Consider the following 16,961-nt stretch of genomic DNA (forward strand, 5'->3'; position numbering starts at 1 on the left):
TTCAGATCTGGGTAAGGTAATTGTTAGGAAGTAGGGAGTAGGGAGTAGGGAGTCGGGAGTCGGGAGGCGGGAGTCGGGAGTCGGGAGTCGGGAGTCGTGAGTCGGGAGTCGGGAGTCGGGAGTCGGGAGTCGGGAGTCGGGAGTCGGGAGTGGCCTATGGGAAAATTGAATGTACCTTATAAGTATCTCAAACACGCAGTCGATCATCAAACCCAATCCTGATTTCTGATCACACCAAGAAATCCTCTGTTGTTCCTAATCTTCCTTTATCCGAAGTTCCCGATTCCCGATTCCCGATTCCCGATTCCCGATTCCCGATTCCCGATTCCCTATCCCCATCTCCCCATCTCCCCATCTCCCCACACTTAGAGCTTCTAACCAGGCTTCAGTAGCTTGGGCATTTAAAGGCTTAGAAAACCAATACCCCTGTCCATATTGACAACGCCAATCACAAAGCTGTCCCAATTGCTTTTCGGTTTCCACTCCCTCTGCCACTACATGTATGCCGAAGTCGTTTGCCAACTTTACCATCCACCGCAAAATTTTCTCATGTTTGTGATTATCACTCATACCTTTGACAAAAGAGCGGTCAATTTTTAATATATCTATGGGAAAATTTGGCAAGTAACTGAAGCCAGAATAGCCAGTCCCAAAATCATCAATGCACAACTGAATCTGTCGCTGTTTGAGTTTCTCCAACAGAACTACTGTAGTGGTTTCCAGTAGTATACTTTCTGTAATCTCCAGTTTCAAACTCTGGGCATCAAGACCAGAATCCCACAAAATTGTGTCGATTTTCCCGATTAGATCCGGTTGGGATAATTGTAAGCTGGAGATGTTAACGCTGATCGTTAAATCCCGATAGTGGGGAAACTGTTGTTGCCACTGCCACATTTGTTGGCAAGCCTCTTGTAGTACCCACCAACCCAGTGGCACAATCAGCTTTGTTTCTTCTGCCACTGGAATGAACTCTGCTGGCAACAGCAGTCCCCGTTCGGGATGCTCCCAGCGCACCAGTGCCTCAAAGCCAGCCAGCTTATGGGTTTCAAGAGACACAATTGGCTGGTAATAAAGCCGCAATTCTTGGCGCTTAATACCCAAGCGTAAACTATCTTCTAACTGCAACCGCTCTACACTCCGGGTGCGCATGGCAGGGGTAAACAGCTGATAGCCAGTGTTACTCTCCATTTTGGCTCGATAAAGAGCTAGACTGGCGTTGTCAAGAAGAGCAGAGGCTTGGTAATCATCCCTGTCATTGCTAGCAATTCCAATATTGGCACTCAAAAAGATGTCATGGTCATCAATCGAAAAAGGCGTCCGCAGGCTAGCGCAAATCTGTTCTGCTACCAAGCTAGCTTCACTGATATCGTTAATGTCTTCGAGCAAGACCGCTAATTCATCTTCGGACCACCGCGCCACTGTATAGTTAATGGTATAGTTAATGGTAGAATTCAGAGCATAAGTCAAGCGAGTATCAAAAGCCTTTAGCAATTTTGCTCCCACTGGCCGTCCCATACTAAACTGAATGACTTTGAAACGTTCCAAACCCACCAATAAGACGGCGAATCGATAACCCTTATACCGCTTTGACCTCTGGATTACTTGCCTCAACCGTCTCCTAAAACTATCTGGGTTGAGCCAGGGAATCAGGAGGTCATTAAAGGTACAATCCTGAAACCTTTCTACAGGTTGCTGATCATTGTTACTTCTAGCGAACACCTATTTTCTCTATCACCCTGAATTAGCTCAATTGAGTTACTCATTGATAATTGAGCCAAAAAGGAAACCGGAAAGGCAAAAGCTGTGGTATAGTAAACGTTTTGCCATATTCTTTAAGCTCAATTCTGTTAATGGTTGTTAACGATGAACATCCTTCCTGATGGTTTTACTCAGCAAATCAATAACGCTGTTTGGCATCATCCTAAGTTGCGGTTATACCGTTTAAATCAGAGGTGGGACTGTTGAATGTTGAGTGAATGTGGACGATAAACAAGCAACGGTCAACTGTCGAAAACCAAACTTCAATACAACGCTAGCCACCGTGGAACAGTACCATGGATCAGTTATGGAACATCTTAGTTAACCATTAATTAACCAAATATAACAAAATAGAGCATGGAGTAGGGGTAAATCCCATGCCCTATTGTTGGATGCCCACAATTACGAGGTAGTTTTAACTGTTACCCTTTAACCCGTATAGGTAGTTTTTAGATGGCTTAATTGCGTAAGCCTGCTTGACTAGGGAAGCTGATCCCCCTTGAAGTAGGTAGCCAGCGATCGCTTATTGATCGCTGGCTTGGCGTTAACCCTAAAGGACGATTTGCGATCCCTATGCTTAGGGTAAATCGGCAATGTGGCTTTGTCTGTGAGAAAAAGTAATAAATAATTATAATCAATTACATAATAAAAAGTAATGAGTGTTGAAGAAGCATTGGCGATGGTAGATACGGTCATCAAACCCGAACGCTTAAATGCTGTTCAAGAACTGGTGCTCCGCCAATGTTGGTCAGGACAAACTTATCAAGAGATTGCTGACGGTTCTGGTTACGATGCCGATTACATTCGGGTGGTTGGCTCCCGGTTGTGGCATATCCTCTCAGAGGTTTTTGGAGAGAAGATCACAAAAAATAACATTCGTTCTGTGATCAGGGACCGATTACGAGAGGTGGAGCTTGAGGAGTTGCCAGAGGTGGAGCTGGAATTACCTACAGAGATGGAATTGCCCAGAGGTGTGGTGCCTCTAAATTCTTCTTTTTATATCGAGCGTCCCCCCAATGACTCTTTATGTTACGAAACAGTGTTGCAGCCAGGAGCATTAATCCGAATTAAAGCCCCTAGACAGATGGGTAAAACCTCCCTGATGGTTAGGGTTCTCGATCATGCTAGAGCATCTGGCTTCCGCACAGTCGCTCTGAGCTTGCAGCAAGCCGATGCCAATGTCTTCACGGATTTAGAGCGATTTTTACAATGGTTCTGTGCCACAGTCACTCGTAGCCTAGAATTACCGAATCGACTGGCTGATTATTGGGATGATATCTTTGGCAGCAGTGGAAATACCACAGATTACTTCGAGAATTATCTATTAAAAGAAATAGATACACCGGTGGTATTGGCATTAGATGAGGTTAACCTGTTGTTTAATTACCCTGCCATTGCCACGGATTTTTTGGGTTTGTTGCGAGCTTGGTATGAGAAAGCCAAATACGGTGTAACCGGTAGCACAATTTGGCAAAAATTGCGCTTAATTATTATACATTCTACTGACGTTTATATTACGTTACATATCCACCAATCCCCCTTTAATGTGGGATTATCCATTGAATTGCCAGAGTTTACTAACGCCCAAGTGCAAGAATTAGCCCGTCGCCACGGAATCGATTGGGGTAGTGATGATTCCAGCTTCGATCAGGTATCTTTAATTATGGCTAAAGTAGGAGGAAATCCTTGTCTTTTAAGGGTAGCGTTATATCATCTTAGGCGCGGTGACGTTACCTTTGAGGAGTTATTGAATTCAGCAGCAAGCGAATCGGGAATTTATCATGATGACCTTCGACGACAATGGTGGAATCTACAACAATATCCAGAACTGGTCGCAGCCTATCAAAAAGTAGTGATGTCATCCGAGCCAGTGGAATTAGAGCAAAAGCTAGCCTTTAAGTTGCAAAGTTTAGGATTAGTACAGCTCCACAAACAGGGGGCTGTGCCTAGTTGTGATTTGTATCGTCAGTACTTTAGTACTTACCTGGGATAAAACCCATGGATGCCCGTAAATTATGAAAAACCACAACTATCAAGTGGGCGGGAGTTTACCCCCTGATACCCTCTGCTATGTGCGCCGTAAAGCAGATCAGGATTTGTATCAGGCTCTGGTAGCGGGGGAGTTTTGCTATGTCCTTACCTCCAGGCAAATGGGTAAGTCTTCTTTGAGGGTGCAAACTACTCACCGATTACAAGCAATAGGCATACACTGTGGAATCGTTGATTTGACGGAAATTGGTACCCAAGATTTGACAGCAGACCAGTGGTATGCTACAATATCACGCTGTCTGGTTAGCAGCTTCAACCTCCAGGTCAATTTACGAGCTTGGTGGCGCTCACGCTCTTATCTATCCCCAGTCAAGCGTCTGAGTGATTTTATTGAGGAGGTGCTACTGGCTCTTGTTGAGGGAAATTTGGTGATCTTTATTGATGAAATCGATAGCATTCTGGGTTTATCGTTCCCGATTGAAGATTTTTTTGCCCTAATCCGAGCCTGCTACAACAAGCGCACAGAAAACCAAGCCTACCAACGCCTCAGTTTTGTTTTGTTAGGGGTAGCCACTCCCACGGATTTGATCTTAGATAAGCAACGCACTCCGTTTAATATCGGACGGGGGATTGAGTTATGTGGATTTACTCTGGAAGAAGCCAAACCCCTAGCGCTAGGATTTAACGGCAGGGTTAGCAATCCCAAAGCCTTACTTAGGGAAATCTTGGGGTTTACGGGAGGACAGCCTTTACTGACTCAAAAGCTATGTCAGCTGATTCTAGAGGATATAGAGCATTGTACTAGACTTCTTTCAGAAGAGGGAACTTCGGTACCCGGAACAGGGAACAGTGAGCAAAAATTCACCACTACAGTATCAAAAACAGTATCAAAAAACTACTGTGGCAAGAGGTGTACTGTCAATCCCACATCGATTGAGTACCTTGTGGGTAGGCGAATTATCGAGAATTGGGAAGTCCAAGATGAACCAGAGCATCTCAGGACTATACGCGATCGCATTCTCAGCAATGAGCAACGGGCTGGGCGGTTATTAGGACTTTATCAGCAAATTCTGCAACAGGGGGCAGTAGCAGCAGATGACAGTTGGGAACAAATGGAATTGCTACTGTCGGGATTAGTGGTCAAGAGTGAGGGCAAGGTTAGGGTTCGGAACCACATTTATGCTGCTGTTTTCAACTGTGATTGGGTCAGCAAGCAACTATCAAATCTTCGTCCCTATGGCACAAGTCTAAGAGCTTGGTTCAATGGTGATTGTCAGGATGAATCGAGACTATTGCGAGGTCAAGCCTTACTCGATGCCCTAGCTTGGGCAGATTCCCGTAGCCTGAGTGACCAAGATTATCAGTTCTTATCGGCTAGCCAAGCTTTGGATAAACGGGACACTCAACGGGCTGAAGCCGCACGAACTAAAGCCGTGGCAATACAATTGACCAAAGAACAAGAAATTTCCCGACTGCAAAAGCTCCTGCTGGCTACAGTGAGCACAGCATTTCTAGTGTCCGCTAGTTTAGGTCTGATCGCTTTCCTGGAGTACGAAAAAGCTGCCATTAACGAAATTAATGCGATCGCAAAATCCTCTGAAGCGTTCTATGCCTCCAATCACAAGTTGGATGCCTTGATCTACGCCATCAAGGCTTGGAAGAAACTGCAACAGTTAGCTGGGGCAAAGGCAAATACCCAGACTCAAGAAGTTGAGAAAATGCTCTGGCGAATCATTTATGAGATTAAGGAGTACAATCGCTTTTCAGGACATCGGGCTGCGGTTTACGACCTGGTTTTTAGCCCGGATGGTGAGATGATTGCCTCGGCTAGTGGTGACAAGACCATCAAACTTTGGCAGCGAGACGGCACTCTGTTAAACACCCTAGAAGGGCATCTCGAGCAAGTTAAGGGAGTGGCGTTTAGCCCAGATGGTAAGAGGTTGTCTGAGAAGTCTCATTTGCTACATCCAAGCCCCCGTTGGTCCCCCAATTCTGGGGGACTTTTACAAGCAAATTGACTCTTGTTCCCCCCAAAGTTGGGGGGTTAGGGGGGCAAAATTCAGTATAAAAAACTTTTCAGATATCCTCTAAGATGATTGCCTCAGCTAGTAGTGACAAGACTGTCAAACTTTGGAGAAAAGACGGCACTCTAGTCAACACCTTCACTAACTATAGTGCTGGGTTTGAAGCAGTAGCCTTCAGCCCGGATGGTAAGCTTATCGCCTCAGCTAGTGAAGACAACACTGTCAAACTTTTGACCCTAGAAGGCAAGTTACACAAACTCCTGATCGGGCATAGTGCAGGAGTTGAAGGAATAGCCTTTAGCCCCGATGGTGAGATCATAGCTTCTGCCTCTGAAGACAATACTGTCAAACTCTGGAGAAAAGAGGGTAGGTTGCTTAGAACCTTAACAGGCCATGAGAGTGGAGTTGAAGGAGTAGCGTTTAGCCCCGATGGTGAGATCATAGCTTCTGCCTCTGAAGACAATACTGTCAAGCTCTGGACAAAAGAGGGTAGGTTGCTTAACACCTTAACAGGACATCGGGACGAAGTTTATGAAGTTGCTTTTAGTCCCGATGGTAAGCTAATTGCCTCAGCTAGTGAGGATAATACCATTAAACTCTGGACAAAAGAGGGCAGGTTGCTCACTATCCTAGAAGGTCATCGGGATGAGGTCGAGGGAATCGCCTTCAGTCCTGATGGTAAGATAATTGCTTCGGCGAGTGAGGACAGTACCATTAAGCTGTGGAAACAAAACAGTACTTTGTACACAACCCTTAGTGGTCATTGGAATGGGGTAAGGGCAGTAGCATTCAGCCCCGATGGTCAGACAATTGCTTCAGGAAGTAGCGACAAAACTGTCAAACTCTGGCAACCAGACGGCACCTTAAAACTTACCCGAGATAATCATAGCGCTATAGTTAATGGAGTAGCATTCAGTCCCGATGGTGACATTATTGCTTCGGCAAGTAGTGACAAGAAAGTGAAACTCTGGGATAAACATGGTACCTTCTTAGCTACCCTAAATAATCATTCCGCTGGGGTTGAGGGAGTAGCATTCAGTCCCGATGGTCAGATAATTGCTTCAGCGTCTGAAGATAAAACCATTAAACTCTGGCAGCGGGATGGTAGCTTGCTAACCACCCTAGAAGGTCATAGCAATGAGGTGGAGGGAGTAGCGTTCAGTCCCAATGGTAAGATAATTGCTTCAGTGTCTGAAGATAAAACCATTAAACTGTGGCAGCGGGATAGTACCTGTACAGGGCTTGCAAAACCAACTCAAAACAGCAATTTACTACCGGAATGCTGGAGCAATAGTTTCTATACTCTCACAGGCCATGAGGATGAGGTGAAAACAGTAGCAATTAGCCCTGATGGTAAGTTCATTGCTTCCGGTAGTGAGGATAAGACAGTCAAAGTTTGGGAAGGGGACACTCAAGACTCGAATCTGACCAAACCAAAACTGCGACATACCCTGACAGGACACAGTGACCGGATTACGGGAGTGACCTTTAGACCCAATAGCACAATGATCGCGTCTGCCAGTGCTGACAAGACGGTGAAACTTTGGGATCACAATGGTAACTTGCTGAGTACCCTCACCGCACATCAGGATGAGGTAGAGGGAATCGCTTTCAGCCAAGATGGGAAAATCCTAGCCTCCGCTAGTGCTGATAGTAACGTGATTTTGTGGAATCTGGATCAAGTCCCCGATGATCTTGATCAAGTCCTAACTTATAGTTGTGATTGGCTCCAGGATTATTTGAAAACAAATGCTGAGCTAGAAAAACGCGATCGCACTCTTTGTGATCGGATTAAGGAATTGAAAAGGGAGTAGGGAGTAGGGAGTAGGGAGTAGGGAGTCGGGAGCAGGGAGCAGGGAGCAGGTAAGAGGCAAAAGGCAAAAGGCAAGAGGCAAGAGGCAAGAGGTGAAAAATATTGTGTACCTCATAGCTATGATAAACGCTATAATTATAACTTATCTAAATAATTAAACTTATATCATTTCAGGATAATTATCCTGTCTTGATGCAGTCGCTCATGGGGGAAACCACGGCAGTCGCTCATGGGGGAGACCCCCAAGACCGCGCTGCCTTCCCAAGACCGCGCTGCATCGCTTAATAAAAATCTCCCCATCTCCCCATCTCCCCATCTCCCCATCTCCCCATCTCCCCACTCCCTATTTTAATGATGAACAAAATTCCCATCCTCCAACCTGGTAAATCTTATACCTTTAGAAGTTATTTTGAAATGGTGGTTGAGCCAGAAGACATTCTGGCTGAATTTGGCTATATTTTGAAACGAAGATCTTTGAATTTAGAAAAGTCTACGACAAAACTAGACCGACTTTCTAGTCTCAAATCTAGAATTGAAGAAAGCTTACCCTATGTTAGTTTAACCAGTGAAGCAGCTCGACGGGAATTACTAATCGCTCCCATTTTACTTGATTTAGTTCACTATACTCAAGCCCAGCTAAGAATCGAATATCCCCTCACTGTTACAGAATACTTAAAAGGTTATCTAGACTATTATCTTTATACAGATAGTAAACTGCTGGTAATAGAAGCAAAAAATGCTAATCTCCAAAGAGGCTTTACCCAACTTGCTGTAGAATTAATTGCCCTGGATCTATGGAGTGACACTGAGCAATTGATTTTACAGGGTGCTGTTTCTACAGGGGATATCTGGCAGTTTGGGCTTTTGCACCGAGAGCATAAACAAGTTACCCAAGACCTGAATTTGTACCGTGTTCCAGCTGATTTAGAAGAATTGTTCCGAATTTTGATAGCTGTTCTTGGTGATAGAGATGGGGGCAGGGAATAGGGCATAGGGAGTAGGGAGTCGGGAGCAGGGAGTAGGGAGTAGGGAGTAGGGAGTCGGGAGCAGGGAATAAAATTTAGATGTAACTGACACTTACTAATAAACGCTATTTTAGTTATTAAGATTAAGTAAAATTAGAAAGATTATTCAATAGCTTATTATTTCTAGTTATACCGTTTATAATAGTAATGAGGTAGACAGGATTTTTTTCCTTAATAAGGGAGACTTTCCGGACGGGTGATCCCTGTTCTTTATTCCCTACTCCCTGCTCCCTGCTCCCTGCTCCCTACTCCCTAAACAAATATATCTCACCCCATTGAAAACCCATAAAATACCATCTCCTGTGCTAAAATGGGCAGGTGGCAAAACTCAGCTTCTGCCACAACTTCGAGAGAGATACTCCCCAAAGTTAAGTAAGGGAACTCTGACGACTTATATCGAACCATTCGTGGGAGGAGGTGCAGTTTTTTTCGATATTGTAAACAGTTTTGATATCCAGAAAGCATATCTATTTGATACCAATCCTGAGCTGATTATCCTTTATAAGGTTATCCAACAGGATGTTGAATCCCTGATCAAAGAACTGTTAAAGCTTAGTAATACATACCTGCCTAAAGATGATCAACGTCGGAAAGCATTATACTACGAATATCGTAACCAATATAACACCTTTAATAAACAAATCGATGCTAACGATTACGATCAAGATTGGAGCAAGCGGGCTGCCATAACAGTTTTTCTGAATAAAACCTGCTTTAACGGTCTGTATCGGGTCAATAGCAAAGGAGAATTTAATGTGCCAGTGGGACGATACAAAAATCCTAAAATTCTGAATGCCAATAATCTGCGAGCTGTCTCCAAGCTATTCCAAATTGCTGAAATAGAACAAAGGGACTTTAGTCAAGTCCTGGAATATGCTGATCATAGCACCTTTATTTACTATGATCCTCCCTATCGTCCTATCAGCAAAACCTCCAATTTCAATTCCTATCACTCCCTGGAATTTGATGATAATGAGCAGCGTCGTTTACGGGATGTGTTTGTGAAAGCTGATCAGGCAGGAGCCCATCAAATGCTCAGCAATTCTGATCCAACTAACTATGTTAATGATTTGTTTTTCGATGACTTATATCAAGGGTTTACTATTGAGCGAATATTGGCATCCCGTAGAATAAACTCTAAAGGAAATAGCAGAGGAGAAATTAGGGAAATTATTGTTACTAACTATTGACTGATTGTTGAAGTCTGGAGTCGGGATTTGGGAGCAGGTAGTAGACAATAGGTAACAATGCTAAAAATTAATTATTATCGCTTTAATTGCATGCTTATGATAGCAGGGTAGGAGGTAAAAATCAGATCAGGGTAATAGGATTTTACGTTTTTTATTATAACTGAATAATATCCAATTTAAAGGCCAAACAGCTTACGTTTTTTATTAAAACTACTTATTATTAATTTAATCATATATAAACTCTCACATCCATCATTATACACGCGGTTGTTTGTCAAGTACAACTTATACCAAATTAGATGCGATTACCCTGCATCTCAAACCTAGTGATAGACTGGCTTTGCAATTTGTGGAGAGGTCTATTAGCAATTACCAATTATCTTTAGTTTACTTGAGCTGTGAGATTTGCTCGTCTAACACAGCTAATTTTGAGCGAAGTAGAGGATTTTCCTGTACTGCAAGGATTCGACAGATGCGATCGCGCATCTTTTCGTGGTGTCTGAGAGTAGTGTTAGCATCTGCTTGTAAGCCATAGTGCCGCTCTTTAATTTCTGCCTCTGGCAAGCAAAATAACGCTGCTCCATCCGTTCGTTGAATGCTGCCTTCAAACAGGTCAAAGATTCGTGAGTTGCTAGTGATGGAGTCGTTGGGGTTTTCGCCTCCGTATACATGAAGGCTCAAAAAGGCGAATTTTCCGGGGTTGCCCATCTGGTGAATCATATCTTCAGCTACCGCCTTTACCTGTGCTGAGCTAAACTCCAGCCGCTTCTGGGTTTGCAGCACTCCATCTGTTAAGGTATACATGTAGTCTTCCGCCTCGCCAAAACACTGTACTGCTCCCCATTGGCTTGCGCCGTGGTCATGAATCGTGGTGTAGTCTCCTGGAGCCCAAGACAATACCATAATTTCAAAGGAACCGCCGTGGTAAATTAGCTTTCGACCGTAGCTGTCGGTGATGGGATGATCAAAGTCAGCCCATCCCATCAAGTCTTCCGGTGAGATGCGTGCATCCAAAATGCACTCACGAGCAATTGTCGGTACCATTGCCGACTGATTTTTGATATTGCTAATTAAGCGCTGGATACTCTCGGGAAAACTTTGCTCCGATGAAGTCGCGTTTGCCTGAATAACCTGAATCATTTTTACATCCTCTAATTTTTGAATAAACTTGGTTGTTAGCCAAATTAGTTTAGAGCCTGCATTCCGCAGGTTGGAGGAAAGAACTATGGTATTGTTCAAGCATGACACCAATAGCATCTCCAATTAGAATACAATATCTTGACCACTGCTGCATAGTAGCTGGTATCGTTGACCACATGATATTATAAAATATTTTGAGGAAAAGGCAAAAAGCAAAAGGCAACAAGCAACAGATAAAAAATACAAGTCTCAAACATAAAAAAAAGCCGTAGACATAATGTCCACGGCTTTTTCAATGCCACAGTAAGTGGATTTAAATTTTGATGTCAGTCAGATCCCAAACCTAACCTGATGTGATGTTATTTGATTGGCCAAAGGTCACCCTACGCGACCAGACCGGAGCTTTTCCCAGGGGGGGAAAACCCCCCATAAATTTAGCGATGCAGCGCGGTCTTGGGGGTTTCCCCCATGAGCGACTGCATCAAGACAAAGTGTTATGGCAACAGCCAATACTTCATCATTGTCGTAATCACTTCGTCTGGAACACCAGTTGGCTCCAGAGGGCTCCACTCGCAAATCTCGGCATAGCCAAAGACATAAAGCATGTGCATACTATGCATTACTGCTTGACGAGAGCCTTTCATAGTGTGCTCAACAGGTTGTTTCTTTAGGTTTGGGTTTTTTGACATGAATCAAAGATTGAATTCGTATTTATATTTATAATAATAATTATTCTAACAATTTTGTCAAGGGTTTTTAAAAAAGTTTTTTTGGGTAGTTTTAGGGGGAATAAAAAAACGTTCGCTAAAGTTATACGAACGCTTTTTTGTAAAAAAAATTAACTTACGTGTTGCTGATTATGGGTATGGTTTTGCCCCCCTAGCCCCCCAATTTTGGGGGGAAAAAGACTTTCAAATTCCCCTCCGGTGCGCTTTCCGTAGGCGAATTAAATTCGCCACGGGTCGCACCGCAAAGTTGGGGGATTTAGGGGGCTTGACCAAAACCAGATGATCGCGCATTCATTCCTTGATTCAGCAACGCCTTTTTAATAGCTATTAAGTACACAAAAATTCCCTACTCCCTACTCCCTACTCCCTACTCCCTACTCCCTATTCCCTATTCCCTATTCCCTTTAAATAGAATCACCTCCTGCCTTTTTTGCCTCTTCTACCCAGCTATCAAACAACTCTTGGTTTTTCTCAACCCACTCTTTAGCATGGCGATTAATATCTTCTGAACTGCTCTCACCCTCTTTGATCTTTAAGCTTTCAACGTTAATGTCCTCAGCCGGAATTTGAACCAGTTCAAACCAACGCTTAGCAACTGGGTTAGCTGCCAAAAATTTCTTGTTACCAATAATGCGCTGACGATCCACAGCAAATCCGAGATTTTTTCCGTCTACTGAGGTTCCTTTTTCGGTTATATTTTTTTGCGATTCCGGAAGAGAAGTAAAGGGAACTTCTAACCAAATTACATCTTGATCCGGTTTTAATACGGTAGATATCCAATGAGGATTATAAGCATAATATAAAATACTTTCCCCTTGCTTGTAGCGAGTCATAACATCTGCAAGTAGCACAATGTATTGTCCTCTAGTGTGTTCAACCGTATCTTCTAATCCGTAAGCTTTCAGGTGATGATCGATTACTATTTCGCAAAACCAACCAGGATCACAACCGATTAAATTGGCTTTACCATTGCCGTCTGTATCAAAAAGTTTCGCAATTTTTGGGTCTTTAAATTGTTCCAGGTTAGTAATGTTATATTTCTCAGCCGTTTTTTTATCAATCTGATAGCCTTGTATACCATCAGGAGTAATAACTCCAACTCGCTCTAACTTTTTGGTACCTCCAGCATTTTCAAAGAATTCTTGGTGTCCTCTTTCATAGTTAATAGTACTATAATCTAGGTCGCCATTAGCCACAGAGACATAAATAACCGGATAGGTTATTTCTTTCGGTTCTTCGATTTCATAACCAAGTTTTTCCAGACCAATATTGACGATTTTGGTTTGAAACTGTTCCTCTACCCAGTTACTATGGGCAGAACGAACTTTAGTTTTTTTTCCAGAGGAGGTTGACTCACAGGCACTTAAACCGATTAAAGCTGTCAGAGTGATTCCCAAGGTAAGTTGTTTGATCAGTTGTCTTACTTGTCGTTTCATTAAATCCTCTCCCAGGGTTTTTATCATGAAGTCTTACCTTCAGTCATAACTATAGCAGTTTTTAATGGGGTAGGGAGTAGGGAGAAGGGAGTAGGGAGTAGGGAGTGTGGGGAGGGTTGGAAGTGTGGGAAGTGTGGGGAGGGTGGGGAGATGGGGGAGATTTGGATTAAGGGTAATTATCCTGACATCATATAAACCCAAATAATATATCCTAAACTATACTTATATTGCTAGAATTTTAAGGTTACTAAAAAAAAGCGATGCATCGCTAAAGTTATGCGTAAGCTTTTTTTAGGTGTAATTTTTATGATAGCGTTTATCATACCTATGAGGCATACAAAATTTTTGCCCACTTTCCTGTTCCCTGTTCCCTGTTCCCTACTCTCTGCTCCCTGCTCCCTGCTCCCTGCTCCCTGCTCCCTGCTCCCTGCTCCCTAATAAATTAGCCTTCACCAACATCAAACTGGAGATGAAACTCCACTGACTGAATTAGATTTGTAAAAACATGATATCCTATAGGAAAGGTCAGAAAAACACTTATATCACACCCATTATATCTTCTGGCGCTGCACCTCAAACAAGAAGCAATTATAATCCCTCATTTCATGGTTGACCAACAAACAGGAGAGCTAATGAAAGGTACAGTCATCAAAAATCTCAAACTGCTCAAAGTTGTTGACGGTGACACCATCAAGATACTCTTGGATAATGAGCAAGAATCAATTCGGTTTGTTTGTCTTGACACAGAGGAAAGTCAGCGCGCTGGCAGTAAACCGATAACCAATGCTGGTATCCTGGCCTCACAATGGGCGAAGGAGTATTTCGGGGCAAACGAGCAAGGGATACCCAATCAGGATGTATGGGTGGATCTTGAATTCGACACCAACGATCCGGTGGAGGTTTGCCTGGCGAAACATCGGGGCAATTATGGGCGATTGCTCTGTTATATCTACAAAGCCGGAGAGCAGGAGAATTTCAATGTGCGCATTGTCCGGGAAGGCTGGAGCCCTTATTTTGTAAAATATGGATCGTCGCGCCTCTATCACCGCGAGTTTATGGAGGCGGAGGCGGAGGCTCAAGCCAAAGGCATAGGGATTTGGGATCCAGCCACCAATGCTGGTGGAAAGAGCAGAGACTATACCACCCTGATTCCTTGGTGGTATTTACGAAACCAGGTGGTAGAAGACTACCGTAACGCAGGCAGTCAAGCCGGGGTGCTATCGGTGCGTCTAAACTACAATGAGATCGTAGAAGCGGCTAAAGCTGGCAACCAAATCACAGTATTGTGTGACCTGCAAGGAGGGATTAATCAATGGCCTGGTAATGGTGCTCTGATCTACGCTGGGTCAAGATTTCACCGGTTTAATCTCTGGATTCCCGATCGGGATTCCCAAGCAGCTCAAACCATCTTGGGACTAATTGAAACCCGCTATGCCAAATCGGGTCGAGGCTATGTGTATGTCTCTGGAACCGCGAGTCTTTATCCTCCCAATCAGGATGGTAAGCCTCAAATCGTAATCACAGATGCCAAGCAACTAGCTGATTTCCTGTAAGCTATCAGCTATCAGTTATCAGCTAATGGGCGTAGCCCATTAGCTGATAACTTACAAATCGGCGTTGCTTAATAATAGAAGGATTTTAAGAGTTTTGTGGAATGGGCATCATCCCAAAAATCAAAAGTCATGACATACATACAGATTACGAAAGCCAATGTATATGGTCATGTTTTTATTGTAAGTATGACGCTACTTTTGAAAACTGGTATCAGGCGTGGAACTGGCATCTTGCCAGTTTCAATATATTTTCGGGCGGGCAGGATGCCCACTCTACTCCTATTCAGCGCGAAGATTCAGCAACGTCTACAAATCGGTATTGTGCCGTTAACTATACCGATAGAATAATTAAAATTTTCCTCTCATTGCTTTAATATCAAAAACCTGTTATGATTGATATCATTGCCGGTTTTTGCCTTACTATACTTTATAGTAAGGCCGTCGATAATATCTCCAATTATAGCGTTTTTAATAGTAATAATATAGAGTAAATTTTCCCGACTCCCGACTCCCGACTCCCGACTCCCGACTCCCGACTCCCTACTCCCTACTCCCTACTCCCTACCCCCTATGAAAGATACAGAAACAACCCTGACTAAAGCCTTTACCATAATTCTAAACTATTTAGACGCTAATTTGGAACCCGATCCCAAAGTTGTTAATTATCAAACCGCTAATGATCTTAAGGAAAAACTCGATTTAACCTTACCCGATGAGGGAGTGGCGTTAGAAGCGTTAATTCCTATAGTAGAATCTTACCTGAACTATAGCGTTAGAACCGGTAGCACTCAATTTTTTAATCTACTTTTTAGTGGGTCTAGTATTCCGGGAATTATAGGCGACATGGTGACCAGTGCCACCAATACTACCATGCACACCTATGATGTCGCCCCAGTAGCCACCCTGATGGAAATAGAATTGATTAAACAATTGAACAGTTTAGTGGGGTTTAATCCAGGTGAAGGGTTGATGGTAACTGGAGGAAGTAATGCTAATCTGATCGGAATGCTTTGTGGACGACATCAAGTTTTACCAGAAGCTAAATTGCAGGGATTGGGTAATCATCAGTTAGTCGCCTTTGTTTCCGATCAAGCTCATTATTCCTATTTAAAAGCTGCCAATTTGTTAGGGATTGGTATCAAAAATTTAGTCAAGGTTAAGTCTGATGTTGATGGCAAAATGATTCCCGAAGCACTAGAAGCTGCGATTCAACAGAGCTTATCAGAAGAAAAAACACCGTTCTTTGTGGGTGCAACTGCCGGTACAACTGTTTTAGGAGCCTTCGATCCGTTACCAACCCTTGCCGAAATTACTAGGAAATATGGCTTGTGGCTGCATGTGGATGCGGCTTGGGGTGCCCCGGTTTTATTCAGTGAAAAACACCAGCATTTGTTAGCAGGAAGTGAGTTATTTGATTCCTTTACTTGGGATGCTCATAAGTTAATGGGAGTTCCTTTAATTTGTTCGGCTATTTTAGTCAAAGAAAAAGGAATATTGTCAGAGGCTTGTTCTGGGGGAGGTACCGATTATCTATTCCATGATGATGAAAATGATTTATATAATTTAGGAACTAAATCGTTACAATGTGGTCGGAGAGTAGATGCCCTAAAATTATGGCTGTGTTGGAAATACTATGGTAAAAAAGGTTATGAGCAGCTGGTCAATCATTTATTTGACCTAGCTAATTATGCCACCGAGTATATCCGCCGTTGCGATAATTTAGAATTAATCGCTGAACCACAATTTTTTAATATTTGTTTCCGTTATATCCCCAAAGATGAACCGCTTGACGCTACTGGGTTAGACCAGCTGAATCTAGACATACGCAACCGATTATTTCATTCGGGAACAGCTTTTGTAAACTATGCTCATTATCAAGGTCTGGTTATGATTCGGTTAATTCTCGCTAACCCTGAATTGCAAAAAGCCGATCTAGAAACGTTTTTCCATAATTTACTTGATTATGGTAAACTATGTGAAGCTGTTAAAGGATAGAAGAAATAATGAAAGATAGCAAAGACTTTTACGAAGGGATCGGATTGACTTTGCTCGATCCTCAAAATGAGACAGAAGGAGTCAGGGAGTATCAGAAGTTAGAAGAAGAATTTATCAAGAGAACCTTTGAAGGGGTGGATAGTGTTCTGGAGGTAGGATGTGGTGAGGGACGTTATCTTCGTCGTAAGCATTCAGGTGTAGAGATTGACAAAGTCACCCCACTCACTTCAAAAGCGGAATCAGAGACAATTCGTGAGAACGCTGCCTGACTGCTAAGGACACAGCCTGACTCAGGAACTTTATGGTATTA

Annotated in this window: 16 protein-coding genes; 9 read left to right on the forward strand and 7 right to left on the reverse strand. The window is 43.2% G+C overall.

What is annotated here, in order from left to right; translation table 11 throughout:
• Both F6K46_RS31850 and F6K46_RS31855 read right to left on the reverse strand, forming a co-directional pair.
• On the reverse strand, nt 1-207 hold a 207-nt coding region (locus F6K46_RS31850), incomplete at its 3' end, for a hypothetical protein (protein ID WP_293117719.1).
• A 48-nt stretch (nt 208-255) separates the two neighbouring features.
• Complete coding sequence (locus tag F6K46_RS31855) at nt 256-1,719, reverse strand: bifunctional diguanylate cyclase/phosphodiesterase (RefSeq protein ID WP_293065401.1); 1,464 nt, start codon at nt 1,717-1,719, stop codon at nt 256-258.
• Between the two features lie 694 nt (nt 1,720-2,413).
• Here F6K46_RS31855 and F6K46_RS31860 point away from each other — a divergent pair.
• From F6K46_RS31860 to F6K46_RS31870, 3 genes are all read left to right on the forward strand, one after another.
• A complete protein-coding gene (locus F6K46_RS31860; RefSeq protein WP_293065404.1) occupies nt 2,414-3,751 on the forward strand; it encodes an AAA-like domain-containing protein in 1,338 nt (445 codons plus the stop codon).
• A gap of 22 nt (nt 3,752-3,773) precedes the next feature.
• Complete coding sequence (locus F6K46_RS31865) at nt 3,774-5,765, forward strand: AAA-like domain-containing protein (RefSeq protein ID WP_293065407.1); 1,992 nt, start codon at nt 3,774-3,776, stop codon at nt 5,763-5,765.
• Nucleotides 5,766-5,839: 74 nt separating this feature from the next.
• Complete coding sequence (locus F6K46_RS31870) at nt 5,840-7,585, forward strand: WD40 repeat domain-containing protein (RefSeq protein WP_293065409.1); 1,746 nt, start codon at nt 5,840-5,842, stop codon at nt 7,583-7,585.
• On the opposite strand, the gene F6K46_RS31875 is transcribed toward F6K46_RS31870, so the two are convergent.
• A complete protein-coding gene (locus F6K46_RS31875; RefSeq protein WP_293065412.1) occupies nt 7,529-7,699 on the reverse strand; it encodes a hypothetical protein in 171 nt (56 codons plus the stop codon). The two genes, F6K46_RS31870 and F6K46_RS31875, sit on opposite strands and share 57 nt — an antisense overlap.
• Nucleotides 7,700-7,935: 236 nt before the next feature.
• Between F6K46_RS31875 and F6K46_RS31880 the strand changes: the two genes are divergently transcribed.
• Nucleotides 7,936-8,571, forward strand: coding sequence for a hypothetical protein (locus F6K46_RS31880; RefSeq protein WP_366510823.1), 636 nt, complete (start codon nt 7,936-7,938; stop codon nt 8,569-8,571).
• Here F6K46_RS31880 and F6K46_RS31885 read toward each other — a convergent pair.
• Entirely contained in the window at nt 8,509-8,661 is a 153-nt protein-coding gene (locus tag F6K46_RS31885) for a hypothetical protein (protein WP_198954155.1), read from the reverse strand. The genes F6K46_RS31880 and F6K46_RS31885 overlap by 63 nt on opposite strands.
• A gap of 250 nt (nt 8,662-8,911) precedes the next feature.
• On the opposite strand from F6K46_RS31885, the gene F6K46_RS31890 reads away from it, so the two are divergent.
• On the forward strand, nt 8,912-9,799 hold the full coding sequence (locus F6K46_RS31890; protein WP_293117722.1) for a Dam family site-specific DNA-(adenine-N6)-methyltransferase: 888 nt from the start codon (nt 8,912-8,914) through the stop codon (nt 9,797-9,799).
• Between the two features lie 387 nt (nt 9,800-10,186).
• On the opposite strand, the gene F6K46_RS31895 is transcribed toward F6K46_RS31890, so the two are convergent.
• The 3 genes from F6K46_RS31895 to proX form a co-directional block, all read right to left on the reverse strand.
• Nucleotides 10,187-10,939, reverse strand: coding sequence for a cysteine dioxygenase family protein (locus F6K46_RS31895; protein WP_293065419.1), 753 nt, complete (start codon nt 10,937-10,939; stop codon nt 10,187-10,189).
• A gap of 494 nt (nt 10,940-11,433) precedes the next feature.
• Nucleotides 11,434-11,628, reverse strand: coding sequence for a hypothetical protein (locus F6K46_RS31900; RefSeq protein ID WP_293065422.1), 195 nt, complete (start codon nt 11,626-11,628; stop codon nt 11,434-11,436).
• 443 nt (nt 11,629-12,071) lie between these two features.
• Nucleotides 12,072-13,103, reverse strand: coding sequence for a glycine betaine/L-proline ABC transporter substrate-binding protein ProX (gene proX, locus F6K46_RS31905; RefSeq protein ID WP_293065425.1), 1,032 nt, complete (start codon nt 13,101-13,103; stop codon nt 12,072-12,074).
• A gap of 605 nt (nt 13,104-13,708) precedes the next feature.
• Between proX and F6K46_RS31910 the strand changes: the two genes are divergently transcribed.
• From F6K46_RS31910 to F6K46_RS31925, 4 genes are all read left to right on the forward strand, one after another.
• The gene (locus F6K46_RS31910) at nt 13,709-14,656 is read left to right on the forward strand and encodes a thermonuclease family protein (RefSeq protein ID WP_293065428.1); all 948 of its coding nucleotides are present in this window, start codon (nt 13,709-13,711) and stop codon (nt 14,654-14,656) included.
• A 129-nt stretch (nt 14,657-14,785) separates the two neighbouring features.
• Nucleotides 14,786-15,004, forward strand: a complete 219-nt coding sequence (locus F6K46_RS31915; RefSeq protein ID WP_293065430.1) for a hypothetical protein — start codon at nt 14,786-14,788, stop codon at nt 15,002-15,004.
• Between the two features lie 222 nt (nt 15,005-15,226).
• The gene (locus F6K46_RS31920) at nt 15,227-16,651 is read left to right on the forward strand and encodes an aspartate aminotransferase family protein (protein WP_293065433.1); all 1,425 of its coding nucleotides are present in this window, start codon (nt 15,227-15,229) and stop codon (nt 16,649-16,651) included.
• 8 nt (nt 16,652-16,659) lie between these two features.
• The gene (locus F6K46_RS31925; protein ID WP_293065436.1) at nt 16,660-16,920 is read left to right on the forward strand and encodes a hypothetical protein; all 261 of its coding nucleotides are present in this window, start codon (nt 16,660-16,662) and stop codon (nt 16,918-16,920) included.
• The last annotated feature ends 41 nt before the right edge of the window (nt 16,921-16,961 follow it).

Source organism: Moorena sp. SIO3E8, assembly GCF_010692445.1.
Classification (GTDB): Bacteria; Cyanobacteriota; Cyanobacteriia; order Cyanobacteriales; family Coleofasciculaceae; genus Moorena; species Moorena bouillonii.